Raw genomic sequence first — 26,156 nt, forward strand, 5'->3', positions numbered from 1 at the left:
GGGGCGACTATTCTAGGGCAACTGTCCCCAGGCGAACGACGCAGGCGTATGGCCCTGATCCTGTACCAGCGCGACCACTGCCATCTGTGCGACCTCGCGCTCGAAGTGCTGGCCGCGGCGCGCACGCCGGACTTCGAGAGCGTGTTCATCGACGGCGACGACGCGCTGGAGGATCGCTACGGCCTGCGCGTCCCGGTGCTGCGCGACGACGCCAGCGGCGACGAACTCGATTGGCCGTTCGATGCCGCGAAGCTGCGGGCTTTCCTGCCCGCGCGCTGACTATTTCGCCGGGACCAGCACGACCTTGGTGCTGATCGCGATGGCATCGGGAATCAGCGCGGTATCGGCCCAGTCGCCGCCGCCCACGCCGAAGTCCAGCCGCTTCACCGTCGCCTTGCCGGTGAGCACCGGCTTGGCCCCCGGCGTCCAGGTGAATTCGAGCGTGACCGGCTTGTTCGCGCCATGCAGCGACAGGACGCCGTCGGCCGCGTAGCGGTTGCCGCCCAGCGCGCGGAACTTGCTGGCGCTGTACTTCGCCTGCGGGAATTTCGCGCTGTCGAAGAACGCCGCGCCACGCAGTTCGCCGTCGTAGTCGGCGTTGCCGGTGCCGGCGGTGGCCAGCGGAATGGTCACGTCCAGTTTCGATGCGGCCAGCTGCTTGGGATCGAACGAGAATTTGGTGACGAAGCCCGGGAACTTGCCGGTGAACACTTCGCCCTGGTACTTGCCGGCGAAGGCGAGGCTGGAACCCGGCGCCTGCGTGTAGTCGGCGGCGAAGGCAGGCGCCGCGAACAGCGCGATGGCGAGGGCGATGGCGTTACGCGACATCCTGGTTCTCCGAGGATGCGTCCGTGCGCAACCAGCCACGCGGCACCATGCGGGCAAGGGTGGCGTCGCGCTGGAACAGATGGTGGTAGAAGGCCGCCGCCGCGTGCGCCACGGCCAGGGCGACCATCGCCCAGAACAGCCATTCGTGGACCTCTTCGGCGAGCTCGTGCAAGCCGTGGTCGCGCCCGACGATCGCCGGCAGGTTGAACAGGCCGAACCACTGCAGGGGGAATCCGGATGCGGAGTTCAGCACCCAGCCACTCAGCGGGATCGCCAGCAGCAGGGCGTACAGCGCCCAGTGCGTGAGCGACGCCAGGCGTTCCTGCCATGCGGGCGTGCCCGGCACGGCCGCCGGCGCGCCCGCATACAGGCGCCACGACAGGCGCAGCAAGACCAGCGCCAGGATGCTGATGCCGATCGACTTGTGCATCGCATAGGTGGCGATCTTGTCCGGGCCGTTCGGCATGTCGCCCATGCGCAGGCCGATCCAGGCCATCACCAGGATCAGGACGACCACCAGCCAGTGCAGCAGCTTGCTGACGCTGCCCCATTCCGCGCGCGTGTTCTTGAACGGCATATCGATCCTCGTGGCTAGGGTTCGGTGGTCGCGGCTTCGGCATCCGCCGCCGTCGTTTCGGTGGGCGCGCTGTCCGGCTTCCCGTCGTCGCCATCGCGGCGAACCAGCTCGGCTTCGATGCGCAGCAGGACTTCGTCGCCGACCAGCGAGCGCCACGACTTCATGCCGAAATCGCTGCGCTTGAGCGTGGCCGTCGCGGAGAACCCCGCGGTGCGGCGGAACGGGGGCAATGGATAGCGCGCGATGCGGTTGAGCGCCAGTGCCATGCAGAACGGGCGGGTGGTGCCGTGCAGGGTGAGCCGGCCGCAGGCGCTGCCGCGGTTGCCTTCGCCGCGGGTCACCCTGTCGGCGACGAAGCGCGCCTGCGGATAGCGCTTGACGTCGAGGAAGCGCGGCGCGAACACCGATGCCGACCAGCCGGAATCGCCCATGTCCAGGCGCTGCATCGGCACCACCACGTCGAGCCTGGCGGTGCTCCAGTCGTCGGCATCGAACAGCAGGCTGCCCTCGCTGCCGGAAACCGTGCCGATGGCCTTGGAGAAACCGGCATGGTCGATCTCGAACAGGACCCGCGTATGCACCGGGTCGATCGCGTAGCGCACGGGTTCGCCGGCGCCCGCCGCCGGGCAGGCGCAGAGCACCGCGAGGGCCGTGGCCATGGGCAGGTGCGGGTGCACGAAAGCAGGCATGCCGGGATTCTAGGCCGATCCGGATGAACGCGGACGCTTGCGCGCGCAACGTTGCGTTGCCAGCATGCGGGTGGGGAGGGTCCGCATGCTTCGCCAATGGGGTGCATTGCTCGGGCTGTGGCTGCTGTGCGCCTGCGCGCTGGCGGCGGTGCCCGAGCGGCCGCGTTTGCGCATCGTCGGCGCGACCCAGGGCCTGCCATCGACCGAGATCAAGGCGCTCGCGCGCGACCGCGCTGGCTACCTGTGGATCGCCACCGCCGACGGGCTGGCCCGGTACGACGGCCTCGGCATGCGCGTCTGGCGACACCAGCCGGGCGATCCGCAAGGGCTGCCCGGCAACAACGTGCAGGCGCTGATGGTCGGCAGCGACGACCGCGTGTGGGTGGCGACCGAGGGCGGCGGGATCAGTGTGCTCGATGCGCAGCGGCAGGCGTTCACCCACTACCGCAAGGCCACCCGCCCGGAATTGGGCAGCGACGATATCTGGTCGTTCGCGTCCCAAGGCGACGCGGTCTGGTTCGGCACCTACGACGGCGGCTTGCATCGGATGGACCTGAAGGGACGCATTCGCCGCTACACGATGGCGCAGGACGGACTTCCATCCGATACCGTGCTCGCGCTGGCGGTGGACGCGGGCGGTGTGCTGTGGATCGGGACCGATGCCGGGCTTGCTCGCCTGCAGGGCGACCGCATCGAACGCGTGCGGTTGCCCGGCACCGACGCCGCGCCCCTGGTGTATTCGCTGACAGTGCAGGCCGAAGGCTTGTGGGTGGGCACCGCGGCTGGGGTGTGGCGGCACGATCCAGGCGGCGAGTGGTCGCAGCCGGACTGGTCGCCGATGTTCCAGCGCCCGAATGCGATGAACGCCATCAGCCACGATCGCAACGGCGCCTCCTGGATCGCCAGCCAGCGCGGTTTGTGGCGACAACAGGGCGCCGATCCGCCGGCGCCGGTACGCTTGGGTGGGCCGGATATCCCGCGGCCCATCAACGCATTGCAGCTGGATCCGGACGGGGCGTTGTGGACCCCGGTCGCGGGCCTCGGCTTGGGTTACTTGCGTCCCGACTGGCGACAGCTGGCGCAGTTTTCGGGTGTTGCGGACGGCTTGCAGGGCGCGATGTATCGCGCGCTCGCGCCTTCGCACAGTGGCGGATTCTGGCTGGGCGGCTACAACGGCGTGGTGCAGCGCCTCGCCGCGGACGGCGGCATCGACGGGCTCGATGAAGACAGCGTCGAGCGCCTGCGCGGCATCAAGGTGCTGGCCATCGCCGAGGATCGCGATGGCCGCCTGTGGCTGGGGCATCGCAACGGGCTGATCCGGATCGGCAATGACGGCGCGATCGACGAATGGGGTGTCGGCGATGTGCGGGATGCGGCGCCCGGCGGGCAGGTCGACCAGCTGCGGATTGCGGCCGATGGCAGCTTGTGGCTGTCCGCGCCCGGCGGCGGGGTGCAACAGCGCGACCCTGCAAGTGGCCGCGTGCTGCGCGACATCCCCGCCGATGCGGCGCACGGCTTGGGCAGCGGCGACATCGAAACGCTGATGCTGGCGCCGCAAGGCGAGGTTTGGGTGGCGGGCAGCGATGGCGTGGCGGTGCTGGACGCCGCTCGCGGCAGCTTCCGCCACATGCCTGCACTTGGCGGCGAGCGCGTGTATGCGCTGGCCTTCGATGGCGACGGCATGCTGTGGTTGCAACGCCAGTCCGGGTTGGCGCAATACCGTCGCAGCAGCACCGGCTGGCAGGCTGGCGTACAGGTCGACACCGCGCATGGCATGCCGGCAGTAGGGGCGGCCGGTATCCAGGTGGACCGCAGGCATCGCGTATGGCTGTCCACCCCGCGCGGCCTGTACCGTTACGATCCGCGCAGCCGCAACATGCGCCGCCACGGCATGCGCGATGGCGCGACCAGCCAGGAATTCCTCGATCATGCGCTGGCGATGAGCGCGCAGGGCGTGCTGGCGGCGGCCACCGCGGATGGCGGTATCGTGCTGGTCGATACGACACTCGCCGATCCGGCGCCGGCCGTGCCGTCGCTGCGCTTCGACCGGTTGTCGGTGCGCCGCAACGGCGACTGGCGCGATGTGCCGCTGCACGACGGGTTTCGCCTGGGCCGCGACGACCGCGAATTCCGCATCCGCGCGCGGCTGCTGTCGTTCAACGATCCAGACTCGAATCGCTACTGGTCGAAGCTGGACGGCTTCGACCAGGGTTGGATCGCGCTCGGCGCCAGCGGCGACCGCGTGTTCACCGGCCTTGCGCCCGGCCTGTACACCGTGCGCATCCGCGCGCGCGATGCCGCGGGCAATGCCGCGAAGGAACAGCAGTTGACGTTCGCGGTGCCGCCGCCGTGGTGGCGCAGTTGGTGGGCGCAGGCCCTGTCCGCGCTGCTCGCCCTGTCCGCGGTAGCGGCCATCGCCATGTCGTATCGCGCGCGCTTGAAGCGCCGGCATGCGATGCAGCTCACCGAGGCGAAACGCGCGCTGGCCGAACAGGCTTCGGAGGCGAAGTCGCGCTTCCTCGCCACCCTCGGCCACGAGGTGCGCACGCCGATGACCGGCGTGCTCGGCATGAGCGAACTGCTGCGCGGCAGCCGGCTCGACGACAGGCAGCGCAGCCAGGTCGATGCCATCCATCGCGCCGGTCAGCATCTGCTGCGGCTGGTCGACGACGCGCTCGACCTGGCGCGGATCGAAGCGGGGAAACTCGAGCTCGCGAACGCGGATTTCGCCTTGCGCCCGTTGCTGGACGAGGTGGCCGGGTTGATGGCGCCGGTGGCGGAACGCAAGGGCCTTGCCTTCGTCGAACATGTCGATGCCGATGTCGCGCAGGCCCTGCACGGCGACCGCACCCGCCTGCAGCAGATCCTGCTCAACCTGCTCGGCAATGCGATCAAGTTCACCGAGGCCGGGCATGTGGCGCTGGAAACCGCCGCGCTGGCGCCGCAAGGCATTCGTTTCGTGGTCGCCGACAGCGGGCCCGGGCTCAGCCCTGAACAGCAATCGCGGCTGTTCCGCCGCTTCGAGCAGGCCGAGGGCGCGCGCACCGCGTCGCGCTACGGCGGCAGCGGGCTCGGGCTCGCGATCAGCCAGGAACTGGCGGCGGCGATGGGCGGCCGCATCGTGGTGGAAAGCGCGCCGGGGCAGGGCAGCCGTTTCATCGTCGAGCTTCCGCTTGCGCATGCCGGCACCGCGCTGCCGGTCGCGGCGGCGCAACCAATGTCGCGCGGGGACGCGACGGAGGCATTGCGCCTGCTCCTGGTCGAGGACGATCCGATCGTCGCCGAGGTGATGCTGGGCCTGCTGCGCGAACAGGGGCATGCGGTCGTGCACGCCGCGCACGGATTGGCGGCGCTGTCGGAGGTCGCCACGCAACGCTTCGACGCGGCCCTGCTCGACCTCGACCTGCCGGGGCTGGATGGGATCGCGCTGGCGCGCATGTTGCGTGCGCAGGGGGTCGCCGTGCCGTTGCTGGCGGTGACCGCGCGTTCCGACGCGGAGGCGGAGATCCATGCGCGCGCCGCCGGCTTCGACGGCTTCCTGCGCAAGCCGGTCAGCGGCGGGGCGCTTTCGGAGGCGCTGGCGGCCGCACTGCGGCGCTGATTGCTGCCGGGACGTGGCAACCGCGATCGCGCAACCGCGGGTTCAGTGCTGCATGTCCTCGAGGAAACCGACCCGCCCGTGCATCCGGGCGACCGGCAGCAAGGACAAGCCGCGTTTCATCGGCATGCTTCCGTGGCAGATCGCACGAGCACGCCCTTGCCCGCGCAGGCGGCCGGGCGCGGCTCAGCGCGCGCTGAGCGCGTGCACCGCCTCGACCAAGACCGCGACGTGTTCCGGATCCATGTCCGGCGACATGCCGTGGCCGAGGTTGAACACATGGCCCTCGCGCGAGCCGCCGTTGCCGCTGGCATAACTGTCCAGCGTGGATTGCACCTGCCCACGGATCGCGTCCGGGCTGCCGTACAGGATCGCCGGGTCCAGGTTGCCCTGCAGGGCGACGCGGCCGTTGGCGCGGCGCGCGGCGTCTTCCAGCGTGACCGTCCAGTCCACGCCGATCGCGTCGGCGCCGCTGGCGAACAGGTCGTCCAGGTGCGGCGCATTGCCCTTGCCGAACAGGATCACCGGCACGCCGATGCCCTTGAGCGCGCGGGCGATGCGGGTGAGGTAAGGCAGCGAGAATTCGCGGTACATCGCCGGGCCCAGGGTGCCGCCCCAGGTGTCGAACACCTGCAACGCCTGCGCGCCGGCGGCGTGCTGCGCGGACAGGTAGGCGATGACCGCATCGGTCACCACGGTCAGCAGCTTGTGCATGGCCGCGGGTTCGTTCAGCGCCAGCGCCTTGACCTTGCCCCAGTCCTTGCTGCCGCCGCCTTCGACCATGTAGCAGGCCAGCGTCCACGGGCTGCCGGAGAAGCCGATCAGCGGCACGCTGCCGTCCAGCTCGCGGCGGATCGTGCGCACCGCGTCCATCACGTAGCGCAGTTCGGTTTCCATGTCCGGCACCGCGAGCTGGTCGATATCGGCGACGGTACGCAAGGGGCGCTCGAACTTCGGGCCTTCGCCTTCGACGAAGTACAGGCCCAGGCCCATCGCGTCGGGCACGGTGAGGATGTCGGAAAAGAGAATTGCCGCATCCAGCGGGAACCGGCGCAGCGGCTGCAGGGTGACTTCGCAGGCGAGTTCCGGATTCTTCGCCATCGCCAGGAAGCTGCCGGCGGCCTTGCGGGTGGCGCGGTACTCCGGCAGGTAGCGGCCGGCCTGGCGCATCAGCCACACCGGCGTGCAGTCCACGGGTTCGCGCCTTAGCGCGCGCAGGAAGCGATCGTTCTTCAGGGTCACGGGTAGGGTCCGGTTAGCGGGGTGCGTCCGCGCCTTGCGCGAACATCAATTGGAAGCCGCGCTTGAGCTGGGCGTCGCGCGCGGTTTCCAGCGCGTGCAGGGCGCTGGCCTGGTCGGCGTACAGCTCGCGCTTGAGCGTGCTGCGGCCGCCGATCTGCCCGGTCTCGCGCAGCAGGGTCCAGCCGCCCAGCAGGTCGGGCTGGAGCTGGAGCTGGACGAAACGCGGGGCTTCGCGGCCGTCGGGACGTTGTTGCAGCAGCAGGCGCATCCCGCAATTGTAAGGGGTGCGCCGCGTTCAGCGGTCTTGCAGCACCGCCCGCACGGCCGCTTCGTCGACGTCCGCCACCACCCGCGCCTTGCCGGCACCGTCCCACAGCACGAAGCGCAGGCCGGAGCCCTGCGCCTTCTTGTCCAGCCGCATGCGCGCGACCAGCGCCGCCGGATCGAGCCCCGCGGGCAGTCCGGTCGGCAATTCGAAACGTCGCAGCAGGCCGCGCAGGCGTGCGCCATCGGCGGCATCGGCCAGGCCCAGCGCGGTCGACAGCCGTGCCGCCAGCACCATGCCCACCGCGACCGCCTCGCCATGGTTCAGGCCGCCATAGCCTTGTTCTGTCTCGATGGCGTGGCCGAAGGTGTGGCCGAAGTTGAGCAGGGCGCGCTCGCCGTGCTCGAACGGATCGCGTTCGGTGATCGCGGCCTTGTGCCGGCAGCTGCGCGCGATGGCCTCGGCCAGCAGGGCGTCGTCGCCGGCCAGCAGGCCATCGGCATGCGCCTCCAGCCAGTCGAGGAAAGGTGCATCGACGATCGCGCCGTACTTGATCACCTCGGCGAAGCCGGCGCGCAGTTCGCGCGGCGGCAGCGTGCGCAGGCTCGCGGTATCGGCGATCACCGCGCGCGGCGGATGGAAGGCGCCGACCAGGTTCTTGCCCTGGGCGATGTCGACCGCGGTCTTGCCGCCGACCGAGGAGTCCACCATCGCCAGCAGGGTGGTCGGCAGCTGCACGCAATCGATCCCGCGCATCCAGCAGGCAGCGGCGAACCCGGCCAGGTCGCCGACCACGCCGCCGCCCAGTGCGTAGATGCAGGCGTCGCGGGTGGCGCCGAGCGCGGCCAGCGCGTCGATCACGCCGGAAAAATTCGCCAGCGTCTTCGATGCCTCGCCGGCATCGAACACATGCAGCGCGAGCCTTGCATCGGGCCGAACCGCTGCGAGTGCCGCCCGCACGCGTTGCGCATACAACGGCGCCACCTGCGAATCGCTGACGACCAGCGCATGCCGGCCGCGCAGGTGCGCGGCGAGCCGGGCGCCGTCATCGAGCAGGCCGGGGGCGATGTCGATCCGGTATGGCGCGGCGCCGCCGACCTCGACCCGCTGGTGCGATGCGCTCATGCGCCTGTGTCCTCGTCGTCTGCAAGCAACGCCGCCAGCGCTTCGGCGACGGCGTCGGGGGCAAGCGTGCCGGTCTCGAATACGAGGTCGGCGGCTTCGCGATACAGCGGTTCGCGCAAGGCCTGCAATTCCGCAAGGCGTTGCGCGCGGTCCGCGACGTCCAGCAAGGGGCGGCCGGTGTCGCCGGCAAGTCGGCGCAGTTGTTCCGCCGGTTCGACCTGCAGGTAGACCACGCGGCCTGCCGCACGCATCGCGGCGCGGTTGCCGGCCTCCAGCACCGCGCCGCCGCCGGTGGCAACGACCTGGCCCGGTGGCGCCAGCGTTTCGGCCAGCACACGCGATTCGCGGGCGCGGAAGCCGGCTTCGCCTTCGGTCGCGAAGATTACCGGGATCGGCATGCCGGCATCGGCCTCGATCCGCGCATCGACGTCGGCGAAGACGCGTCCCAGCCGCGCCGCCAGCAATCGACCGACGTGGCTTTTGCCCGAACCCATCGGGCCGACCAGGACGATGTTCCCGCGGTTGGCGGCGGCATTGCGCATCGCAACATGCTAGCAGCGGCGGCGGTCGGCAAGGCCATGACTGCGCGGAATTAACGCATGACCGGCAAGGCTGCGGGTCCGGCAGTCCGCCGGCCACTCATCGGAGCCATCCCATGTCCGTCGCCAAGATCATCGAACTCAACGCCGCCTCCAAGACCAGCATGGAAGACGCGGTGAAGCACGGCCTGAAGAAATGCGCCGAATCGGTCAAGAACATCAAGGGCGCCTGGGTCAACGAAATCAAGGTCGTCACCGACGACGACGGCAACGTCACCGAATGGCGGGTCAACCTGCGGGTCAGCTTCATCGTCAACTGAGCATCTACGCGGAGGATGCGCCGGCGCGGCATGCGCGCGACAATGCGCGCATGACCGACATCCCCGCCGAGATCCTGCACACCTTCGATGCCCTGTTCGCCGAGGCCCTGGCCGCCGGCGAGCCCGACCGCACCGCGATGACCGTGGCCACGGCGGTCGATGGCCGGCCATCGGCGCGCACCGTGCTGCTGAAGGCGCACGACGCGCGCGGTTTCGTGTTCTATACCCACCTCGACGGACGCAAGGGCCGCGAACTGCAGGCCAACCCGCAGGCGGCGCTGCTGTTCCACTGGCCGCGCGTGCGCGAGGGCGTGCAGGTACGGATCGAGGGCGCGGTCGAGATCGTCGCCGACGCCGAGGCGGATGCCTATTTCGCCAGCCGCCCGCGCGGCAGCCAGATCGGTGCCTGGGCCTCCCATCAGTCCGAGACGCTGGACGGGCGCGAGACCTTCGAGCAGCGCATCGAGCACTTCGAGCGCGCATTCGAAGGCCGCGAGGTGCCGCGGCCGCCGCGCTGGGGCGGGTTCCGGGTGGTGCCGCGCAACGTCGAATTCTGGTACGGCGCGCAATACCGCCTGCACGAGCGCTGGCTGTACGAATGCGATGACTCCGGCGAGTGGTCGAAGCGGATGCTGTATCCGTGAGCAAGCCGGGGATCGGCCCGCGCCGCATCGTCTGCCTGACCGAGGAGCCCACCGAAGTCCTGTACGCACTGGGCGAGCAGGAGCGCATCGTCGGCATCAGCGGCTTCACCGTGCGCCCGGCCATCGCGCGCAAGCAGAAGCCCAAGGTCAGCGCGTTCACCAGCGCGAAGATCGACGAGATCCTCAAGCTCAAGCCGGATTTCGTGGTCGGCTTCTCCGACATCCAGGCCGACATCGCCGCCGCGCTGATCCGCCACGGCGTGGAAGTGTGGATCAGCAATCATCGCAGCGTGGCCGGGATCCTCGACTACATCCGCAGGCTCGGCGCGCTGGTCGGTGCCGCGGACAAGGCCAATGCCTATGCCGATGCACTGCAGCGCGGCTTGGATGCGATCGAACGCGAGGCGACTGCGTCGCCGCGGCGGCCGAAAGTGTATTTCGAGGAATGGGACGAACCGCCGATCACCGGCATCCGCTGGGTCGCCGAACTGATCCGTATCGCCGGCGGCGACGACATCTTCCCCGAGCGCGCGCTGGAGCCGCTGGCCAAGGCACGCATCCTCGAGGATGCCGATGAAGTGATCCGCCGCGCGCCGGACATCATCCTGGGCTCGTGGTGCGGCAAGAAATTCCGTCCGGAGAAAGTGGCGGCGCGGCCGGGCTGGGGCGCCATCCCGGCGGTGCGCGATGGCCAGCTGTTCGAGATCAAGTCGCCGATCATCCTGCAGCCGGGTCCGGCGGCATTGACCGATGGCGTGGCCGAGATCGCCCGGATCGTGCGGAATTGGGCGGCCCGCGCCGCGCTATGATCCGCGGCGACCTCGGGGGAGCGGCGCCATGAAGCAGACGACGATGGACGACCTGGGCCGGCTGGCGTTGCGGATCGCGCTGGGCCTGCTGATCCTGCTGCACGGCATTTCCAAGTTGCGCAACGGACTGGGGCCGATCGAGGAAATGGTGGTCGCCCACGGCATGCCGTCGTTCGTGGCCTATGGCGTGCTGGTCGGCGAGGTGGTCGCGCCGTTGATGCTGCTGCTGGGCTTCCATGCGCGCATCGGCGGGTTGCTGATCGCGATCAACATGCTGTTCGCCTTCGCCTTGGTGCACATGGGCCAGCTGGCCCAGCTCAACGAGCAGGGCGGCTGGGCGCTGGAGCTGCAGGGCATGTACCTGGCTGCCGGCGTCGCCTTGGCGCTGCTGGGCCCGGGACGCTATTCGATCAACCAGCGTTGATCCTGCGCCGCCGGCGGCTGCGGGCGGCGGCCGCTCAACGCGGATACAGCTCCGCAGTCGTCGCGATCTCGGAACGCGAGCCGCCGCGCGTGGCGGTGAGCCTGAACTGCACGCTGGCCGGCGCCTTGGCTTGCAGCACGCCGATGTAGTCGGTCATGCCGTCGGTGCGGATGGCGCGCAGGTCCAGCGGTTTCGGCGGATCCGGCAGGGCGGCGGCGGTCGCGGCCAATTGCAGGTCGCCAGGATCGATGCCGTTGCCGGCGGCATCGCGCACGGTGACCAGCAGCAAGACGCCTTCCTGCGCGCGCTCGATGCCGTAACGCGCGGCGACCGCGTCGTTGAGGTCGGCGATGGCGATGGTCGAGGTCTGCAGGGTCACGCCGCCGACCGTGGCGCTGGCGCTCGCGGATTGCCGGCCGGCACCGGTCGATGCGCTGGACGCCGATGCGCCGGTGGCCGGCGCCGCGGTTTCGTTGCGCCCGCAGGCGGCGAATGCAAGGACGATCGTGGCGATGGCAAGCAGTCGGTGCATGGCGGGCTCCCGGTCAGTCGTTGGCCGCGGACAATGCGGCGCCGCGCAGGCGCGCGGCATGGATGGCCTCGGCGACCAGCGTGCGGAAACCGCCGGCCTCGAAGGTTTCGATCGCGGCCTGGGTGGTGCCGTTCGGCGAGGTGACCCGGCGGCGCAGTTCGGCGGCATCGACGTCGGATTCGGTCAGCATCCGCGCCGCGCCGAGCACGGTCTGCAGCGCCAGCGTGCGTGCGGCATCCGCCGGCAGTCCTTCGCCGATGCCGGCCCCGATCATCGCCTCGGCCAGCAGGAAGACATAGGCCGGGCCGCTGCCGGAGACCGCGGTCACCGCGTCCATCAGCGCTTCGTCGTCGATCCAGACGGTGTTGCCGGCGGCCGAAAGCAGCGCTTCGGCGAAGGCGCGGCCGGCGGCATCGACGCGATCGCTGGCATACAGGCCGGTGACCCCGGCGCCGAGCAGGGCGGGCGTGTTCGGCATCGTCCGCACCACGGCGGTATCCCCGCCCAGCCAGCGTTCCAGCTGCGCGGCGGTGATCCCGGCGGCGATCGAGACCACCAGCGGCCGCATCGCCTGCGCCTGCGCGGCCAGCGATTCGCACACGCTGCGCAGCACCTGCGGCTTGGTCGCGAAGACCCAGGCCGATGCGCCGGCGATGGCCTGCGCGCCGTCCGCGAAGACAGTCACGCCGAAGTCGGCGGCGAGCGCGTCGCGCAGCGCGGGCACCGGTTCGGCGACGCGGATCGTGGCCGGATCCCGGCCCTGCGCGACCAGGCCGCCGATCAGGCTGCGCGCCATGTTGCCGCCGCCGATGAAGGCGATGCTGTCGTTCATCGTCACAAGTCCGTCTTGGCCGGGCGTGCGCCGAACAGGGCGCTGCCGATGCGCACCATGGTCGCACCTTCCTCGATCGCGGGCACGTAGTCTTCGCTCATGCCCATCGACAGCGTGTCGATGCCGGGATGCCGCGCTTGCAGCGCATCGAACAGCGCGCGCATCGCGCGGAAGGCCTCGCGGCGGCGCGCGATGTCCGCGTGCGGCGCCGGGATCGCCATCAGCCCGCGCAACCGCAGCCGCGGTTCGGCGGCCACCGCATCGGCCAGCGCGGCGACATCGGCGGGCGCGCAGCCGTGCTTGCTGGCCTCGTCGTCGATGTTGACCTGCAGCAGCACGTTCAGCGGCGGCAGGCCGGCGGGGCGATGGCGGGCGAGGACGGCGACCAGCCTGGGCCGGTCCAGCGACTGCACCCAGTCGAAGCTGCGCGCGGCGGCATCCGCCTTGTTCGACTGCAGGTGGCCGATCAGGTGCCATTCGAGGCCGAGCTCGCGCAGGGCTTCGACCTTGGGCAGGGCTTCCTGCACGTAGTTCTCGCCGAACGCACGCTGGCCCGTTTCGGCCAGCGCGGCGACTTCCGCGGCGGTGCGGGTCTTCGACACCGCCAGCAGGCGGACCGGATCTGGCCGGTTGGCCGCATGGCTTGCGTTGTCCAGAGCAAGCAGGATGCCGGCATGGGCTTCGCGACAACGCTGCAGTGGCGGCTGGTTCATGGGGTGATTGTCGGTTCCTGCGGGAGGCATATACTGCCCAAGGCCCCCTGTTTTGCGACAGCGGGCGCAAGGGCGCTGCAGGGAAGCTGCGCCCGCCGGGCTCCGCCGCTACGGCGTCGGGGTGCTGGCACGCGAGGACGGGCATGGCCCGGGACTCGAAGCGTCGCGACGGGGCAGGACCGCCCCGATGCGGTAACGACGACTCGCGCGGCAGGGGAGTGCCGCGCACCACGGGGAGTAGTGCCACCATGGATATCGCTGAGCTACTGGCGTTTTCGGTCAAGAACAAGGCATCGGACCTGCATCTGTCGGCGGGCTTGCCGCCGATGATCCGCGTCGATGGCGACGTGCGCCGCATCAACATCCCGGCGTTCGACCACAAGCAGGTGCACGCGCTGGTCTACGACATCATGTCGGACAAGCAGCGTCGCGACTACGAGGAATTCCTCGAAGTCGACTTCTCGTTCGAGATCCCCGGCCTGGCGCGCTTCCGCGTCAACGCGTTCAACCAGAACCGCGGCGCCGGCGCGGTGTTCCGCACCATTCCCTCGCAGGTGCTGACCCTGGAAGACCTGGGCTGCCCGCGCATCTTCAAGGAACTGATCGAGCAGCCGCAGGGCCTGATCCTGGTGACCGGGCCGACCGGTTCCGGCAAGTCGACCACGCTGGCGGCGATGATCGACCACATCAACAAGAGCGAATACGGGCACATCCTCTCGGTCGAGGATCCGATCGAGTTCGTGCACACCTCGCAGAAATGCCTGATCAACCAGCGCGAAGTGCACAAGGACACCCACGGCTTCAACGAGGCCCTGCGTTCGGCCTTGCGCGAAGACCCGGACATCATCCTGGTCGGCGAGTTGCGCGACCTGGAAACCATCCGCCTGGCGTTGACCGCGGCGGAAACCGGCCACCTGGTGTTCGCCACCCTGCACACCTCGAGCGCGGCCAAGACCATCGACCGCATCATCGACGTGTTCCCCGCCGGCGAGAAGCCGATGGTGCGTTCCATGCTCTCCGAGTCGCTGCGCGCGGTGATCTCGCAGGCCTTGCTGAAGAAGGTCGGCGGCGGCCGCACCGCGGCGTGGGAGATCATGGTCGGCACCCCGGCGATCCGCAACCTGATCCGCGAGGACAAGGTGGCGCAGATGTATTCGGCGATCCAGACCGGGCAGAACGCCGGCATGATGACGCTGGACCAGCACCTGCAGGACCTGGTCAAGCGCGGCATGGTGCCCAAGCAGCAAGCGCGCGAATATGCCAAGGACAAGCGCCTGTTCGAGTAAGACGACACCGGCCGCATCGACCACAGGAGCACCGCCATGAGCATCGACTTCACCTCATTCCTCAAGCTGATGGCGCACCAGAAGGCGTCGGACCTGTTCATCACGGCGGGCATGCCGCCGTCGATGAAGGTGCACGGCAAGATTTCGCCGATCACCCAGGCCCCGCTCACGCCGCAGCAGTCCAAGGACCTGGTGCTGAACGTGATGACGCCGCAGCAGCGCGAGGAATTCGAGAAGACCCACGAGTGCAACTTCGCGATCGGCGTGTCCGGCGTCGGCCGCTTCCGCGTCAGCTGCTTCTACCAGCGCAACCAGGTCGGCATGGTGCTGCGCCGGATCGAGACCCGCATCCCGACCGTCGAGGAGCTGAACCTGCCGCCGGTGATCAAGACGCTGGCGATGACCAAGCGCGGCATCATCATCTTCGTCGGCGCCACCGGCACCGGCAAGTCGACCTCGCTGGCGGCGATGATCGGCTACCGCAACCAGAACAGCACCGGCCACATCATCACCATCGAGGATCCGATCGAGTTCGTGCACAAGCACGACGGCTGCATCATCACCCAGCGCGAGGTCGGCATCGACACCGACAGCTGGGAGAACGCGCTGAAGAACACCCTGCGCCAGGCGCCGGACGTGATCATGATCGGCGAGGTGCGCACCCGCGAGGGCATGGACCATGCGATCGCCTTCGCCGAAACCGGCCACCTGGTGCTGTGCACCCTGCATGCGAACAACGCCAACCAGGCGATGGACCGCATCATCAACTTCTTCCCCGAGGACCGCCGCAACCAGCTGCTGATGGACATGTCGCTGAACCTGAAGGGCGTGGTCGCGCAGCAGCTGATCCCGACCCCGGACGGCAAGGGCCGCCGGGTGGCGATGGAGATCATGCTCGGCACGCCGCTGGTGCAGGACTACATCCGCGACGGCGAGATCCACAAGCTGAAGGAAGTGATGAAGGAATCCGTGCAGCTGGGCATGAAGACCTTCGACCAGAGCCTGTTCGAGCTGTACCAGGCCGGCGAGATCAGCTACGAGGATGCACTGCGCTACGCCGACTCCGCCAACGAGGTGCGCCTGCGGATCAAGCTGGCGCAGGGCGGCGACGCCTCCACGCTGGCCCAGGGCCTGGATGGGGTCGAGGTCGCCGAAGCGCGCTGAGGCGCGCCCCGTCCGATGGCGCCGGCGTGCGCCATCCGGCATGCCTCGCTAGAATCGCGGGCATGCCGATCGAGTCTTCGCTGTTGTCCAACCATTTGCTGGTGGCGTTGCCGTCGCTGCACGACCCGCATTTCGCCCGCTCGGTCGCGCTGGTCTGCCAGCACGACGGCGACGGCGCGATGGGCGTGGTGGTCAACCGCGCCTCCGAATACACCCTCGGCGAGGTGCTGCAGCAGATGGGCATCGCCAGCGACAGCGACGCCCTGCAATCGCAGGTCGTGCTGGCCGGCGGGCCGGTGCATCCGGAACGCGGCTTCGTCCTGCACGACGGCGGCCACGAATGGGATTCCTCGCTGGCGGTCGGCGGCGGGCTGTACCTGACCACCTCGCGCGACGTGCTGGAGGCGATGGCGCGCGGCGACGGCCCGGCGCAGGCGGTGGTTGCGCTCGGTTGCGCCGGCTGGGGCGCGGGCCAGCTGGAACAGGAACTGGTCGACGACAGCTGGCTGATGGTGCCGAACCGCCGCGAGGTGCTGTTCGAGCTGCCGCTGGAGCAGCGTTGGCAGGCCGCGGCCGGCAGCATCGGCGTGGACCTGGTCAATTACGCCAGCCACAGCGGGCACGCATGAGCGAATCCGTCGCCCAGGCGATCCGTGCGGATGGCACGGTGCTCGGTTTCGACGTGGGCGCGCGCCGGATCGGCGTGGCGGTGGGCAGTGCGCTGGGCAGCGGCGCGCGCGCCGTGGCAGTAGTGGACGTGCATCCCGCCGGCCCCGACTGGAACCGGATCGAAGCGCTGCGCCGCGAATGGCGGCCGGATGGCCTGGTGGTCGGCGATCCGATGGGCCTGGACGGCGGCGACCAGCCGATCCGCAAGTTCGCCCAGGCCTTCGCCCGCGAGTTGCGCGAGCGCACCGGGCTGCCGGTGGCGATGGTCGACGAACGCAACAGTTCGCAGGAGGCCGCGCGCCGCTTCGCCGAGGATCGCGCGGACGGCAAGCGCAAGCGTCGCGATGCCGAATTATTGGACGCGGTGGCGGCGGCGATCATCGTCGAACGCTGGATCGCCGCGCCGCAGGATGCAACGGTGATCCCATGACGACGACGCGGCAATTCGACGGCGGCAAATTGCGCCATCTGCTCACGCTTGACGGCCTGCCGCGCGCGACGCTCGAACGCCTGCTGGTGCGCGCGCAGGAACTGACGGCGGACGCCTACGGCGGCACCGCGCAGCGCGCCGCGCTGGCGGGCAAGGCGGTCTGCACGCTGTTCTTCGAGCCATCCACGCGCACCCGTTCCAGTTTCTCGCTGGCGGCGCAGCGGCTCGGCGCCGACCTGCTGAATTTCGATGCGTCGACCGCATCGACCACCAAGGGCGAGGCCGACCTCGACACGCTGAAGACGCTGGAAGCGATGGGCGTGCACGCCTTCGTGGTGCGTCACAAGCGCGACGGCGCGGTCGCCGAACTGGCGGATGCAGCGCAGCCGGGCACGGTGCTGCTCAACGCCGGCGACGGCCGCAGCAACCATCCCACCCAGGGCCTGCTCGACATGCTGACCCTGCGCCAGGCCAAGGGCGACGATTTCTCGAAGCTCAAGGTGGTGATCGTCGGCGACGTGAAGCATTCGCGGGTGGCGCGTTCCGACCTGCACGCATTGCGCGCGCTGGGTTGTGGCGAGATCCGCGTCTGCGGCCCGGCGTCGCTGCTGCCGGACGACGGTACGCTGGACGGTTGCATCGTCGGCGATGATTTCGACGCGATGATCGAAGGGGTGGACGCGGCGATGATGCTGCGCCTGCAACGCGAACGCATGGCCGAAGGCCTGGTGGCCTCGCTGGAGGATTACCACCGCGACTACGGCCTCGATGCGGCGCGCCTGCGCCGCGCGTCGCCGGATGCGATCGTGATGCATCCGGGGCCGATGAACCGCGGCATCGAGATCACCAGCGAAGTCGCCGACGGCGCGCAGTCGCGGGTGTTGCGCCAGGTCGCCAACGGGGTGGCGGTGCGGATGGCGGTGCTGGAAGCCTTGCTCGGCTGATCCGGCTCAGCGCTTCTGCGCGAACAGCCAGGTCCAGAACTCCGGCGTCTGCGAATACGCCGGGTCCCAGCTGTTGTGGTTGGCATCCGGGAATTCGGTGTAGCGCGCATCCGGCGCGTTCGTGGCGCGGAACGCCGCGATCAATCGACGGTCGTCCTCGGGCGGGACCAGGTCGTCCTTCGCGCCGTGGAAGATCCATACCGGAACCTTGCGCAGGCGTTGCGCGATGGCCGCATACGGATCGGCTTCGCGGGCGACCGCGGCGACGAACAGGGTGTCGCGTTCTTCGCGCGGTTGCTTGACCGCGCCGCAGACCGGCGCGAGCGCGGCGAAGCGATCGGGTGCGCGCAGGGCGACATCCCACACGCCATAACCGCCCATCGACAGCCCGCTGAGATAGGTGCGCGCCGCATCGCCGTGGAATTCGCGGCTGGCGGCATCGAGCGTGGCGAACACGAGGTCGAGGTTGCCGCTCCACTCGCTGTTCTCCGGCGCTTGCGGGAACACCACGATGGCGGGGAAGGTGTCCCGGTGCGCACGGATGTACGGACCGATGCCGACTGCGGTCGGTTTCGCGCCATCGTCGCCGCGTTCGCCGGAGCCGTGCAGGAACACGATCACCGGCGGCTTGCGACCGCCGGCCTTGGTGGCGGGCACGAACACCTGGTAGCGATGGGGTGCACCATCGATGTCGAGGCTGCGTTCGACGAAGGCCCCGCTGGCGCGATCCGGCAGGGTCATGCAGGCGGACAGCAGCAGGCTGGCGAATGCCGCCGACAGGGCCGCGAAGAACCTCGGTTGCGCCTGCATCGCGTGACTCCGTGACCGGTGGCCTGCATTAGCGCACCGCGCCCGGATCAGCGCAACAGCACCAGTGTCGCCAGCCCGAGGAAGGTCAGGAAGCCCATCACGTCGGTGATGGTGGTCAGGATCACGCCGCCGGCGAGTGCCGGATCGAAGCCCATGCGCTTCAGCGTGACCGGCACGAACACGCCGCCGAGTGCGGCGAAACAGAGGTTGCAGGTCAATGCGATCGCGATCACCGCCGCCAGCGCCGGGCTGCGGAACCACAGCAGCACCACGATGCCGAGCACCGCGCCCAGGGCCAGGCCGTTGATCAGCGCCACCCGCACTTCCTTCCACACCAGGGTCGGCACGTTGGACGCGCCGATCTGGCCCAGCGCCAGGCCGCGCACCATCAGCGCCAGCACCTGGGTGCCGGCGTTGCCGCCCATCCCGGCGACGATCGGCATCAGCACCGCCAGCGCGGCCAGCTTCTCGATCGAACCGGCGAAGCGGTCCACCACCGATGCCGCCAGGAACGCGGTGCCCAGGTTCACGCCCAGCCAGATCAGGCGGTTGCGGAACGCGCGCCGCACCGGCGAGAACAGGTCCTCGTCCTCGTCCAGGCCGGCCGCGCCGAGGGCCTGGTGCTCGGCCTGCTCGCGGATGATGTCGACCACGTCGTCGATGGTGATGCGGCCGAGCAGGATGTTGTTGTCGTCGACGACCGGCGCGGAAATCCAGTCGTGGTCGGAGAACTGGCGCGCGACCATCTCCGAAGTCTCGTCGACGCCGATCGCGGGCTGCTCGTCGTCGAGCAGGCGGTTGATCGGGGTCGAGGGCTCGTGGGTGAGCAGCGCCTGCAGGGCGATGCGGCCGAGGTACTGGTGGCGCTTGCTGACCACGTAGATGTGGTCGGTGTGCTCGGGCAGTTCGCCGCGCAGGCGCAGGTAGCGCAGCACCACGTCCACCGTGGTGTCGGCGCGCACCGTCACCACGTCCGGGTTCATCAGGCGGCCGGCGCTGTCCTCGTCGTACGACAGCACTTGTTCGAGGCGCTCGCGGTTCTCGCGGTCCATCGACTTCAGGACTTCGTCGATCACCGTGTCCGGCAGGTCCTCGACCAGGTCGGCGAGATCGTCGATGTCGAGGTCCTCGACCGCGGCGACCAGCTCGTCCGGATCCATGTCCGCGATCAGGCCTTCGCGCACCTCGTCGCCGACATGCACCAGCACCTCGCCGTCGTCCTCGGGATCGACCAGGCCCCACACCACGGTGCGCTTGCCCGGCGGCAGCGATTCCAGCAGGTTGCCGATCTCCGCGGGCGACAGCGTGTTGACCAGCCGCCGCACCGGGCCCAGACGGCCGCTGTCGAGCGCGTCCGAAAGCAGACGCAGCTGGCGCGCGGTCTTGTCGTGGCGGACGGCTTCGGCCATGGCAGGCTTCCGAAGTGCGGTGGGGAACGTCGCACCACGGGGGCGCGGCCGGCTCAGGTGTTCATAGTCCGCGCATTATCGCCTGCGCGGCGATGGATGCCCACCCCGTGCGCCGGTCAAGGCATCGCTTGCGTATTCGCCGACAGCCAGCGTTCGATGCCGGCGCGGTCGCGGGCCCGCAGCAGCGCCCGGGCTTCGTTGCGCAAGCCGGACAGGTCGCAGCTGCGGATCGCGCGCCGCACTTCAAGCAGCGTGGCCGGGTGCAGGCTGAGTTCGGTCAGGCCGAGCGCGAGCAGCAGCGGCACGAAGGCGGCATCGCCGGCGATTTCCCCGCAGACCGCCACCGGCCGCCCGCGCCGTTGCGCGATGCGCACCACGTCGCGCAGCAGGCGCAGCAAGGCGGGATGCAGCGGCGTGTACAACTCGCCCAGCGCCTCGTTGTTGCGGTCGGCGGCGAGCAGGTACTGCACCAGGTCGTTGGTGCCGATGGAAAGGAAATCGCAGGCGCCGATGAAGCCCGACAACGACAGCGCCGCCGACGGCACCTCGATCATCGCGCCCAGCGGCAGTTGCGCGGCCACCTCGTGGCCCTCGCGACGCACTTCGGCCAGCGCCGTGCGCAGCATCGCGCGCACCGTGCGCATCTCCTCGGCGCCGCTGATCATCGGCACCAGCACGCGCACCGGGCCATAGCCGGACGCGCGCGCGATCGCCCGCAGCTGCGTGTGCAGCAGGCCGTCGCGGGCCAGCGACAGGCGCACGCCGCGCAGGCCGAGCGCGGGGTTGGGTTCGTCGCGCAATGCGAGGCCGGTCTTGTCGGCCTTGTCGGCGCCGAGGTCGAGGGTGCGGATGGTCACCGTGCGCCCGGTCATGCCGAGCACGGCATCGCGGTAGGCGCGGAACTGGGTGTCCTCGTCCGGGATCTCGCGGCTGCCCATGAACAGGAATTCGGTGCGGTACAGGCCCACGCCGGCCGCGCCCAGCGCATGCGCCTCGGCCACGTCCTCGCGCGATTCCGCGTTCGCCCACAGCTTGATGTCGGTGCCGTCCAGGGTGCGGCTGGGCTCGCGGCGCAGGCGGTTGAGCTGCTTGCGCTCGCGCTTGGCCTCGTCGCTGCGCTGTCGGTGCGCGCGCAGGTCGTCGGCATCCGGCTCCAGCACCACCAGGCCGGTGCCGCCGTCGATCACCAGCACGTCGCCGTCGTTGACCTTCAGCAAGGCCTGCGCGGCGCCGACCACCAGCGGCAGGTGCAGGCTGCGGGCCAGGATCGCGCTGTGCGAGAGCGCGCTGCCGGCGGCGGTGACCACGCCCACCACGCCCTGCGCCTGCAGCTGCGCGAGTTCGGTCGGGGCGATGTTGTCGGTGACCAGGATCTCGCCGGCGACGCCCTGCAGTTCGGCCTCGCTGCGGTGCAGGGCGGCATGCAGGCGGCCGATCACCTGGTCGATGTCGTCGATGCGGCTGCGCAGGTAGGCATCGTCGATGCCGTCGAACACGGCGGCGATGCGGTCGCGTTGCAGGCGCAGGGCGTAGTCGGCGGAATACAGGCCGGTGCGGATCAGGCTGTCGATGCCCTGCAGCAGCTCGGGATCGTCCAGCAGCAGCGCATGCAGGTCGAGGAATTCGCCGACTTCGTGGGCCAGCGCGCCGTGCAGGCGTTCGCGCAGGGCGCGCATTTCCTCGCGCACGGTTTCCACTGCGGCATGGATGCGTTCGAGCTCGGCCTCGACTTCGTCGGCCGCGATGCGGGTCTCGGCGACGTCGAGTGCGTGCGGCAGGCGGACGCGTGCCCGTCCGAGTGCGCTGCCGCGGGCGGCGGCGGTGCCGGACAGGACGTGCCGCGTCATCAGCTGTCCTCGTCGAAACGGCGTTCGAACAGCGCCGCAACCGCGTCGGCGGCGGCCTGTTCGTCTTCGCCATCCACCCGCAGCACCACGGTGGAACCGGTGCCGGCGGCGAGCAGCATCACGCCCATGATGCTCTTGGCGTTGACCTCGCGGCCGCGCGCTTCCAGCGTGGCCTGGCAGCGGAAGGTGGACAGCAGCTGCACCAGCTTGGCGGTGGCGCGCGCGTGCAAGCCGAGGCGGTTGATGATGGTCAGGTCGCGCTGGATCACGGCATGGCCCTCATGGCGGTCGGCGGCGGCATGGTCATGTCATGCGTCATCGGTGATGGCCCCGTTGCGCGCGCCGGCGGCGGCGACCGCCGGCAATTCGTCGAGGTCGAGGTCGGCATAGTTCATCACCCGCAGCAGCATCGGCAGGCTCAGCGCGGACACCCGGCGCACCGGGGTGCCGAGGCGGGCGAGGCGGGCGGCGATGTTGCTGGGCGTGGCGCCGTACAGGTCGGTCAGCACCAGCACGCCCTGGCCGCCGTCGACCCGGCGCAACGCGGCGCTGGCCCGCGGCAGCAAGGCGTCGATGTCGCCGTCGAACGGCACCTCGAAGGCCTCGGACGCCAGCGGCAGCTTGCGCAGCAGGCGGGTGGCCACCGCGAGCAACGCGTTGCCGATGCCTTCATGGGTGACGAGCAGGATGCCGACGGACATGCCTGCAAGTTAACAGACGGGTACGACGCTGCGGAAGCGCCGCTAGTCCAATTCGCGGTGGTGCACGGCCACTTCCGCCCAGCCGGTTTCGCGGCAGTGCCGGGCCAGGCGTTCGGCCAGGTACACGGAACGATGGCGGCCGCCGCTGCAGCCGAAGGCGACGGTCACGTAGCTGCGGGTTTCCGAACGCAGCTTGGGCAGCCAGGCGTCGAGGAAGCCCTGCACCTGCGCCACGTAGGCCGCGACTTCCGCCTGCGCCTCCAGGTAGTCGCGGACGCCGGCATCGCGGCCGGACAGCGGCCGCAGGCGCGCATCCCAGTGCGGATTGGGCAGCACCCGCGCATCGAACACGAAATCGGCTTCCGGCGGCAGCCCGCGCCGGTAGGCGAACGACTCGAACAGCAGGGACAGTCCGGCGCCGCTGAGCCCGTACTGGGTCAGGATGTGGCGGCGCATCTGGTGGATGTTGAGGTCGCTGGTGTCGAGCACGTGGTCGGCGATCCGGCGCAACGGCTTCAGCGCCTGCCGCTCCAGCGAGATCGCGTCGGCCAGCACCAGGCCGAGGTGGCTGAGCGGATGCCGGCGGCGGGTGTCCGCGTAGCGGCGCAGCAGCACGTCGTCGCGGGTATCGAAGAACAGCAGTTTCGGGTCGAGGCCCTGTGCCCCGACCTGCGACAGCGCCTCGGGCACGTCGGCGAGGTCGCCCAGGCTGCGCGCGTCGATCCCGACCGCGATCTTCTCCGGCGCATTGTCGCCGGCCAGGATGCGGCGCACGAATTCCGGCAACAGTTCCGCCGGCAGGTTGTCGACGCAGTAGTAGCCGAGATCCTCGAAGGTGTTCAGCGCCACCGACTTGCCGGAGCCGGACATGCCGCTGACGATGACCAGCGGCGGCGCGGCATTGGCCTGCGCGGTCACTGCGAACGCTCCAGGAAATGGCTATGGCGGGCCATGAACGCCGCGGCCGGATCCACGCCCTTGCTGCGCAGCAGGTGCATGCGGGTGGCCGCTTCGGTCAGCACCGCGAGGTTGCGGCCGGCCATCACCGGCAGGGTGATCATCGGCACGTCGAGGTCGAGCAGGCGGCGGCTGCCGATGTCGCCGGTCAGGCGTTCCATCCCGCCGGGCTTGGCCTCCAGCGACGGCTTGCTGAGGTGCACGATCATGCGCAGGTACTTGTTCCGCTTGACCGCGGTGTCGCCGAACATCTGGCGGATGTTGAGCACGCCCAGCCCGCGCAGCTCCAGCATGTCCTGCAGCAGTTCCGGGCAGGCGCCGTCGAGCACGTCGGGGGCGATCTGGGTGAACTCGGGCGCGTCGTCGGCGACCAGCCGGTGCCCGCGCGTCACCAGTTCCAGCGCGAGTTCGCTCTTGCCGGAGCCGGATTCGCCGGTGATCAGCACGCCGATCGAATAGATCTCCATGAACACGCCGTGCAGGGTGACCCGCGGCGCCAGCGTGCGCGCCAGCTTGTACTGCAGGTGGTTGAGCAGTTCGTGCCCGCGCCGCGGCGAACTCCACAGCGGGGTATCGCTTTCCTCGGCGGCGATGCGCAGGTCTTCCGGGCACGACTGGTTCTTGCTGATCACCACCGCCAGCGGACGGAAGTCGATGATCTTCTGGATCGTTTCCCAGCGCTGGCGCGAATCCAGCCCGTCCAGCCAGGCGAGTTCCTCGGTACCGAGGATCTGCACCTTGTTCGGATAGATGATGTTGAGGTAGCCGGCCAGCGACGGGCGCCGCGCCACGGTTTCCACCGCCTCCAGCACGCGCGCGGAGGCGCTGCGCTGGCCCGCGAGCCAGCGCAGCTCCAGGCGCTCGGATTGCTGTTCGAACAGTTCCGCGGCGGTGATGCGGGCGGCGTTCACGTGGTGGGCCTGCGCCGCGGCTGCAAGGGTCAGCCGAGCACGCCGCTCTGGGCGATGCCCTCGCCGCGATGGTGGTCGACCATGCGTTCCTTCTGCTTCATCAGCAGGCGGTCGAGCTTGTCGGCCAGCAGGTCGATGGCGGCGTACATGTCCTGGCCGTTGGCGTCGGCGTGCAGGGTGCGGCCGGACAGGTTCATGGTGGCTTCGGCCTTGTGCTCCGGCTTGTCCAGGCCCAGCTGCACGCGGATCTGGCAAGGGTGCTCGAAATGCCGCGCGAGTCGTTCGAAGCGGGTTTCCACGTAGTCGCGCAGGGCCGGGGTGACGTCGATCTGCTGGCCATGGGTTTCGATTTGCATCTGGACCTCCTTCTACGTGTGTGCTCCCTGAGCGGAGCGGGCTTGTTGCGATTGCTAGCCGATCCGCACGCGTTCGTGCGAGGCGGGGATATGCAGGGCTTCACGATACTTCGCGACGGTGCGCCGCGCCACCGGCACGCCGCCGGATTTCAGGGTGTCGGCGAGGCGCGCATCGGACAGCGGCTTGCGCGGATCCTCGGCCTCGACCAGCTTGCGGATCATGTCCTGGATCGCGGTGCTGGACGCGCTGCCGCCGCCTTCGGTCTCGATCCCGGAGGCGAAGAAATCGCGCAGCGGGATGGTGCCGCGCGGCGTGCGCACGTACTTGCGGGCGATCGCGCGCGAGACCGTGGATTCGTGCAGGCCGAGTTCGGTCGCGATGCTGCGCAGGGTCAACGGATGCAGGGCCTGCGCGCCGAATTCGAGGAAGCCGGCCTGTTCGCGCACCAGGCAACGGACCACGCGGAGCAGGGTGTCCGCGCGCGACTCCAGGCCCTTCAGCAGCCAGCGCGCCTCCTGCAGGCGGCCGCGCAGGTAGTCCGCGTCTGCGGCGCCGGCGTGGCGGATCATCTGTTCGTAGTCGCGCTGGATGGTGATGCGCGGGGTCGCGCCGGCGGCCAATGCCACCCGCCACAGCCCCTGCTGGCGCCAGATCACGCAATCCGGCGTCACGTAGGTGCCGGCCGGCAATTCGCCGTGCTGCGCGCCGGGACGCGGGTCCAGGCTGCGCAGCAATTGCACGGCTTCCTCGGCTTCGTCGCGCCTGCAATCGAGCTCGTGGCAGAGGCCGTCGATGCCGATCTTCGGCAGCCGCGCCAACGTGCCGGCGGTCACCGCCATCGCCAGCCCGCGGCCCGGGGTGTCCTCGGCGAGCGCGCGCAATTGCAGGCGCAGGCATTCGCCCAGGTCGCGCGCGCCGACCCCGACCGGGTCGAATTGCTGGATCCGATGCAGCACCTGCAGCACCTCATCGAGGCTGGCATCGATCTCCGGCCGCAGGCCGGCGCAGATCGCATCGAGCCCGTCGCGCAGGTAGCCGTCCTCGTCGATGGCGTCGACCAGGGCCACGCCGATGCCGAGGTCGCGCTGGCTGAAGTGGCCGAGGTGCAATTGCCACAGCAGGTGGTCGCGCAGGGTTTCCGCCCCTGCCGCTCGCTCGCCGGGGCCGGCGAAATCGTCCTCGCCATCGGAGGCGGGGCCGATCCGTTCCTGCCAGGGTTCGCCTTCGCGATCCCAGTGTTCGTCGGCGCGCTCGTCCGCGTGTTCGCGCTCGTGCACGGAGGCATCCGGGATGCCGTCGGCATCGCGCACTTCGTGGGCGTCCGCGGGGCCGGCCTCGCCGGCTTCGGCCCAGTCCAGCAGCGGGTTGCTGGCCACCGCCTCGGCGATCTCGGCCTCGAGCTCGACGGTGGACAGCTGCAACAGCCGGATCGCCTGACGCAGTTGCGGCGTCAGGATCAGTTGCTGGTGCAGCCCGGGGGATAGGCGCGGCTTCATCCGCGCTCAGGATATATCCGGATGCCGATAAAAAACCG

30 protein-coding genes are annotated in these 26,156 nt (G+C 69.7%); 11 read left to right on the forward strand and 19 right to left on the reverse strand.

Annotated elements, in window-relative coordinates:
• Positions 1 to 48: 48 nt before the first annotated feature.
• On the forward strand, positions 49 to 279 hold the full coding sequence (locus FHQ07_RS11650) for a glutaredoxin family protein (protein ID WP_139716966.1): 231 nt from the start codon (positions 49 to 51) through the stop codon (positions 277 to 279).
• Here FHQ07_RS11650 and FHQ07_RS11655 read toward each other — a convergent pair whose 3' ends face one another.
• The 3 genes from FHQ07_RS11655 to FHQ07_RS11665 are packed head-to-tail and all read right to left on the reverse strand — an operon-like array spanning position 280 to position 2,094.
• Positions 280 to 828: a YceI family protein gene (locus tag FHQ07_RS11655; protein ID WP_139716967.1), complete on the reverse strand. Its 549-nt coding sequence runs from the start codon at positions 826 to 828 to the stop codon at positions 280 to 282.
• Positions 818 to 1,405: a cytochrome b gene (locus FHQ07_RS11660; RefSeq protein WP_139716968.1), complete on the reverse strand. Its 588-nt coding sequence runs from the start codon at positions 1,403 to 1,405 to the stop codon at positions 818 to 820. The genes FHQ07_RS11655 and FHQ07_RS11660 overlap by 11 nt, the downstream gene beginning before the upstream one ends.
• Positions 1,406 to 1,419: 14 nt before the next feature.
• Entirely contained in the window at positions 1,420 to 2,094 is a 675-nt protein-coding gene (locus FHQ07_RS11665) for a YceI family protein (RefSeq protein WP_240703484.1), read from the reverse strand.
• Positions 2,095 to 2,179: 85 nt separating this feature from the next.
• Here FHQ07_RS11665 and FHQ07_RS11670 point away from each other — a divergent pair, with 85 nt between their 5' ends.
• A complete protein-coding gene (locus FHQ07_RS11670) occupies positions 2,180 to 5,695 on the forward strand; it encodes a hybrid sensor histidine kinase/response regulator (protein WP_168191553.1) in 3,516 nt (1,171 codons plus the stop codon).
• A gap of 183 nt (positions 5,696 to 5,878) precedes the next feature.
• Here FHQ07_RS11670 and hemE read toward each other — a convergent pair whose 3' ends face one another.
• Genes hemE through FHQ07_RS11690 form a run of 4 tightly spaced genes read right to left on the reverse strand, consistent with a single transcriptional unit; the run spans position 5,879 to position 8,866 of the window.
• On the reverse strand, positions 5,879 to 6,928 hold the full coding sequence (hemE, locus tag FHQ07_RS11675) for a uroporphyrinogen decarboxylase (protein WP_139718050.1): 1,050 nt from the start codon (positions 6,926 to 6,928) through the stop codon (positions 5,879 to 5,881).
• Positions 6,929 to 6,947: 19 nt separating this feature from the next.
• Entirely contained in the window at positions 6,948 to 7,202 is a 255-nt protein-coding gene (locus tag FHQ07_RS11680) for a WGR domain-containing protein (RefSeq protein ID WP_139716970.1), read from the reverse strand.
• Positions 7,203 to 7,229: 27 nt separating this feature from the next.
• Positions 7,230 to 8,324 carry a 3-dehydroquinate synthase gene (aroB, locus tag FHQ07_RS11685; protein WP_139716971.1) on the reverse strand — a complete coding sequence of 365 codons (1,095 nt, stop codon included), beginning with the start codon at positions 8,322 to 8,324 and terminating at the stop codon, positions 7,230 to 7,232.
• Positions 8,321 to 8,866 carry a shikimate kinase gene (locus FHQ07_RS11690; RefSeq protein ID WP_139716972.1) on the reverse strand — a complete coding sequence of 182 codons (546 nt, stop codon included), beginning with the start codon at positions 8,864 to 8,866 and terminating at the stop codon, positions 8,321 to 8,323. The genes aroB and FHQ07_RS11690 overlap by 4 nt, the downstream gene beginning before the upstream one ends.
• Positions 8,867 to 8,979: 113 nt before the next feature.
• Between FHQ07_RS11690 and FHQ07_RS11695 the strand changes: the two genes are divergently transcribed.
• The 4 genes from FHQ07_RS11695 to FHQ07_RS11710 are packed head-to-tail and all read left to right on the forward strand — an operon-like array spanning position 8,980 to position 11,060.
• Positions 8,980 to 9,183 carry a dodecin family protein gene (locus FHQ07_RS11695; protein WP_139716973.1) on the forward strand — a complete coding sequence of 68 codons (204 nt, stop codon included), beginning with the start codon at positions 8,980 to 8,982 and terminating at the stop codon, positions 9,181 to 9,183.
• Positions 9,184 to 9,233: 50 nt separating this feature from the next.
• Positions 9,234 to 9,827 carry a pyridoxamine 5'-phosphate oxidase gene (pdxH, locus tag FHQ07_RS11700; protein ID WP_240703485.1) on the forward strand — a complete coding sequence of 198 codons (594 nt, stop codon included), beginning with the start codon at positions 9,234 to 9,236 and terminating at the stop codon, positions 9,825 to 9,827.
• Between the two features lie 11 nt (positions 9,828 to 9,838).
• On the forward strand, positions 9,839 to 10,636 hold the full coding sequence (locus tag FHQ07_RS11705) for a cobalamin-binding protein (RefSeq protein ID WP_139718051.1): 798 nt from the start codon (positions 9,839 to 9,841) through the stop codon (positions 10,634 to 10,636).
• A 28-nt stretch (positions 10,637 to 10,664) separates the two neighbouring features.
• On the forward strand, positions 10,665 to 11,060 hold the full coding sequence (locus FHQ07_RS11710; protein WP_139716975.1) for a DoxX family protein: 396 nt from the start codon (positions 10,665 to 10,667) through the stop codon (positions 11,058 to 11,060).
• Between the two features lie 34 nt (positions 11,061 to 11,094).
• On the opposite strand, the gene FHQ07_RS11715 is transcribed toward FHQ07_RS11710, so the two are convergent.
• The 3 genes from FHQ07_RS11715 to FHQ07_RS11725 are packed head-to-tail and all read right to left on the reverse strand — an operon-like array spanning position 11,095 to position 13,137.
• Positions 11,095 to 11,592, reverse strand: coding sequence for a DUF4426 domain-containing protein (locus FHQ07_RS11715; RefSeq protein ID WP_168191554.1), 498 nt, complete (start codon positions 11,590 to 11,592; stop codon positions 11,095 to 11,097).
• Between the two features lie 13 nt (positions 11,593 to 11,605).
• Complete coding sequence (gene proC / locus FHQ07_RS11720) at positions 11,606 to 12,424, reverse strand: pyrroline-5-carboxylate reductase (protein WP_139716977.1); 819 nt, start codon at positions 12,422 to 12,424, stop codon at positions 11,606 to 11,608.
• A gap of 2 nt (positions 12,425 to 12,426) precedes the next feature.
• On the reverse strand, positions 12,427 to 13,137 hold the full coding sequence (locus FHQ07_RS11725; RefSeq protein WP_139716978.1) for a YggS family pyridoxal phosphate-dependent enzyme: 711 nt from the start codon (positions 13,135 to 13,137) through the stop codon (positions 12,427 to 12,429).
• A 248-nt stretch (positions 13,138 to 13,385) separates the two neighbouring features.
• Between FHQ07_RS11725 and FHQ07_RS11730 the strand changes: the two genes are divergently transcribed.
• The 5 genes from FHQ07_RS11730 (at position 13,386) to FHQ07_RS11750 (ending at position 17,630) form a co-directional block, all read left to right on the forward strand.
• Complete coding sequence (locus tag FHQ07_RS11730; RefSeq protein WP_139716979.1) at positions 13,386 to 14,423, forward strand: type IV pilus twitching motility protein PilT; 1,038 nt, start codon at positions 13,386 to 13,388, stop codon at positions 14,421 to 14,423.
• A 36-nt stretch (positions 14,424 to 14,459) separates the two neighbouring features.
• Positions 14,460 to 15,587 carry a PilT/PilU family type 4a pilus ATPase gene (locus tag FHQ07_RS11735; RefSeq protein WP_139716980.1) on the forward strand — a complete coding sequence of 376 codons (1,128 nt, stop codon included), beginning with the start codon at positions 14,460 to 14,462 and terminating at the stop codon, positions 15,585 to 15,587.
• 62 nt (positions 15,588 to 15,649) lie between these two features.
• The gene (locus tag FHQ07_RS11740; protein WP_139716981.1) at positions 15,650 to 16,216 is read left to right on the forward strand and encodes a YqgE/AlgH family protein; all 567 of its coding nucleotides are present in this window, start codon (positions 15,650 to 15,652) and stop codon (positions 16,214 to 16,216) included.
• The gene (gene ruvX, locus FHQ07_RS11745) at positions 16,213 to 16,686 is read left to right on the forward strand and encodes a Holliday junction resolvase RuvX (protein ID WP_139716982.1); all 474 of its coding nucleotides are present in this window, start codon (positions 16,213 to 16,215) and stop codon (positions 16,684 to 16,686) included. Before FHQ07_RS11740 ends, ruvX begins: the two co-directional genes overlap by 4 nt.
• Positions 16,683 to 17,630 (forward strand): aspartate carbamoyltransferase catalytic subunit, encoded by a 948-nt coding sequence (locus tag FHQ07_RS11750; protein ID WP_139716983.1) that lies wholly within the window; start codon positions 16,683 to 16,685, stop codon positions 17,628 to 17,630. Before ruvX ends, FHQ07_RS11750 begins: the two co-directional genes overlap by 4 nt.
• Positions 17,631 to 17,636: 6 nt before the next feature.
• Here FHQ07_RS11750 and FHQ07_RS11755 read toward each other — a convergent pair whose 3' ends face one another.
• From FHQ07_RS11755 to FHQ07_RS11795, 9 genes are all read right to left on the reverse strand, one after another.
• Positions 17,637 to 18,440, reverse strand: coding sequence for a carboxylesterase family protein (locus tag FHQ07_RS11755; protein WP_139716984.1), 804 nt, complete (start codon positions 18,438 to 18,440; stop codon positions 17,637 to 17,639).
• A gap of 47 nt (positions 18,441 to 18,487) precedes the next feature.
• Positions 18,488 to 19,849, reverse strand: a complete 1,362-nt coding sequence (mgtE, locus tag FHQ07_RS11760) for a magnesium transporter (RefSeq protein WP_139716985.1) — start codon at positions 19,847 to 19,849, stop codon at positions 18,488 to 18,490.
• 116 nt (positions 19,850 to 19,965) lie between these two features.
• The gene (gene ptsP, locus FHQ07_RS11765; RefSeq protein ID WP_139716986.1) at positions 19,966 to 21,696 is read right to left on the reverse strand and encodes a phosphoenolpyruvate--protein phosphotransferase; all 1,731 of its coding nucleotides are present in this window, start codon (positions 21,694 to 21,696) and stop codon (positions 19,966 to 19,968) included.
• Positions 21,696 to 21,965, reverse strand: a complete 270-nt coding sequence (locus FHQ07_RS11770; RefSeq protein WP_139716987.1) for an HPr family phosphocarrier protein — start codon at positions 21,963 to 21,965, stop codon at positions 21,696 to 21,698. Before FHQ07_RS11770 ends, ptsP begins: the two co-directional genes overlap by 1 nt.
• Positions 21,966 to 22,004: 39 nt before the next feature.
• Positions 22,005 to 22,397: a PTS sugar transporter subunit IIA gene (locus FHQ07_RS11775; RefSeq protein WP_139716988.1), complete on the reverse strand. Its 393-nt coding sequence runs from the start codon at positions 22,395 to 22,397 to the stop codon at positions 22,005 to 22,007.
• 42 nt (positions 22,398 to 22,439) lie between these two features.
• Entirely contained in the window at positions 22,440 to 23,315 is an 876-nt protein-coding gene (gene rapZ, locus FHQ07_RS11780) for an RNase adapter RapZ (protein ID WP_139716989.1), read from the reverse strand.
• Positions 23,312 to 24,265, reverse strand: coding sequence for an HPr(Ser) kinase/phosphatase (hprK, locus tag FHQ07_RS11785; protein ID WP_139716990.1), 954 nt, complete (start codon positions 24,263 to 24,265; stop codon positions 23,312 to 23,314). Before hprK ends, rapZ begins: the two co-directional genes overlap by 4 nt.
• A 29-nt stretch (positions 24,266 to 24,294) precedes the next feature.
• Complete coding sequence (gene hpf / locus FHQ07_RS11790; RefSeq protein WP_139716991.1) at positions 24,295 to 24,621, reverse strand: ribosome hibernation-promoting factor, HPF/YfiA family; 327 nt, start codon at positions 24,619 to 24,621, stop codon at positions 24,295 to 24,297.
• 54 nt (positions 24,622 to 24,675) lie between these two features.
• Positions 24,676 to 26,118: an RNA polymerase factor sigma-54 gene (locus tag FHQ07_RS11795; RefSeq protein ID WP_139716992.1), complete on the reverse strand. Its 1,443-nt coding sequence runs from the start codon at positions 26,116 to 26,118 to the stop codon at positions 24,676 to 24,678.
• Positions 26,119 to 26,156 lie beyond the last annotated feature (38 nt).

This window comes from Thermomonas aquatica (assembly GCF_006337105.1).
Taxonomy (GTDB): Bacteria; Pseudomonadota; Gammaproteobacteria; order Xanthomonadales; family Xanthomonadaceae; genus Thermomonas; species Thermomonas aquatica.

Bases quoted from the DNA above. Each gene is read 5' to 3' on its own strand.
- FHQ07_RS11740 (WP_139716981.1), top strand. From the start codon at position 15,650: ATGCCGATCGAGTCTTCGCTGTTGTCCAACCATTTGCTGGTGGCGTTG.
- FHQ07_RS11665 (WP_240703484.1), bottom strand. From the start codon at position 2,094: ATGCCTGCTTTCGTGCACCCGCACCTGCCCATGGCCACGGCCCTCGCG.
- FHQ07_RS11650 (WP_139716966.1), top strand. From the start codon at position 49: ATGGCCCTGATCCTGTACCAGCGCGACCACTGCCATCTGTGCGACCTC.
- mgtE (WP_139716985.1), bottom strand. From the start codon at position 19,849: ATGGCCGAAGCCGTCCGCCACGACAAGACCGCGCGCCAGCTGCGTCTG.
- FHQ07_RS11725 (WP_139716978.1), bottom strand. From the start codon at position 13,137: ATGAACCAGCCGCCACTGCAGCGTTGTCGCGAAGCCCATGCCGGCATC.
- FHQ07_RS11660 (WP_139716968.1), bottom strand. From the start codon at position 1,405: ATGCCGTTCAAGAACACGCGCGCGGAATGGGGCAGCGTCAGCAAGCTG.
- FHQ07_RS11730 (WP_139716979.1), top strand. From the start codon at position 13,386: ATGGATATCGCTGAGCTACTGGCGTTTTCGGTCAAGAACAAGGCATCG.
- FHQ07_RS11690 (WP_139716972.1), bottom strand. From the start codon at position 8,866: ATGCGCAATGCCGCCGCCAACCGCGGGAACATCGTCCTGGTCGGCCCG.
- aroB (WP_139716971.1), bottom strand. From the start codon at position 8,324: ATGAGCGCATCGCACCAGCGGGTCGAGGTCGGCGGCGCCGCGCCATAC.
- FHQ07_RS11680 (WP_139716970.1), bottom strand. From the start codon at position 7,202: ATGCGCCTGCTGCTGCAACAACGTCCCGACGGCCGCGAAGCCCCGCGT.
- FHQ07_RS11755 (WP_139716984.1), bottom strand. From the start codon at position 18,440: ATGCAGGCGCAACCGAGGTTCTTCGCGGCCCTGTCGGCGGCATTCGCC.
- proC (WP_139716977.1), bottom strand. From the start codon at position 12,424: ATGAACGACAGCATCGCCTTCATCGGCGGCGGCAACATGGCGCGCAGC.
- ptsP (WP_139716986.1), bottom strand. From the start codon at position 21,696: ATGACGCGGCACGTCCTGTCCGGCACCGCCGCCGCCCGCGGCAGCGCA.
- FHQ07_RS11750 (WP_139716983.1), top strand. From the start codon at position 16,683: ATGACGACGACGCGGCAATTCGACGGCGGCAAATTGCGCCATCTGCTC.
- FHQ07_RS11775 (WP_139716988.1), bottom strand. From the start codon at position 22,397: ATGTCCGTCGGCATCCTGCTCGTCACCCATGAAGGCATCGGCAACGCG.
- hpf (WP_139716991.1), bottom strand. From the start codon at position 24,621: ATGCAAATCGAAACCCATGGCCAGCAGATCGACGTCACCCCGGCCCTG.
- ruvX (WP_139716982.1), top strand. From the start codon at position 16,213: ATGAGCGAATCCGTCGCCCAGGCGATCCGTGCGGATGGCACGGTGCTC.
- FHQ07_RS11795 (WP_139716992.1), bottom strand. From the start codon at position 26,118: ATGAAGCCGCGCCTATCCCCCGGGCTGCACCAGCAACTGATCCTGACG.
- FHQ07_RS11695 (WP_139716973.1), top strand. From the start codon at position 8,980: ATGTCCGTCGCCAAGATCATCGAACTCAACGCCGCCTCCAAGACCAGC.
- FHQ07_RS11670 (WP_168191553.1), top strand. From the start codon at position 2,180: ATGCTTCGCCAATGGGGTGCATTGCTCGGGCTGTGGCTGCTGTGCGCC.
- FHQ07_RS11715 (WP_168191554.1), bottom strand. From the start codon at position 11,592: ATGCACCGACTGCTTGCCATCGCCACGATCGTCCTTGCATTCGCCGCC.
- pdxH (WP_240703485.1), top strand. From the start codon at position 9,234: ATGACCGACATCCCCGCCGAGATCCTGCACACCTTCGATGCCCTGTTC.
- FHQ07_RS11655 (WP_139716967.1), bottom strand. From the start codon at position 828: ATGTCGCGTAACGCCATCGCCCTCGCCATCGCGCTGTTCGCGGCGCCT.
- FHQ07_RS11710 (WP_139716975.1), top strand. From the start codon at position 10,665: ATGAAGCAGACGACGATGGACGACCTGGGCCGGCTGGCGTTGCGGATC.
- FHQ07_RS11735 (WP_139716980.1), top strand. From the start codon at position 14,460: ATGAGCATCGACTTCACCTCATTCCTCAAGCTGATGGCGCACCAGAAG.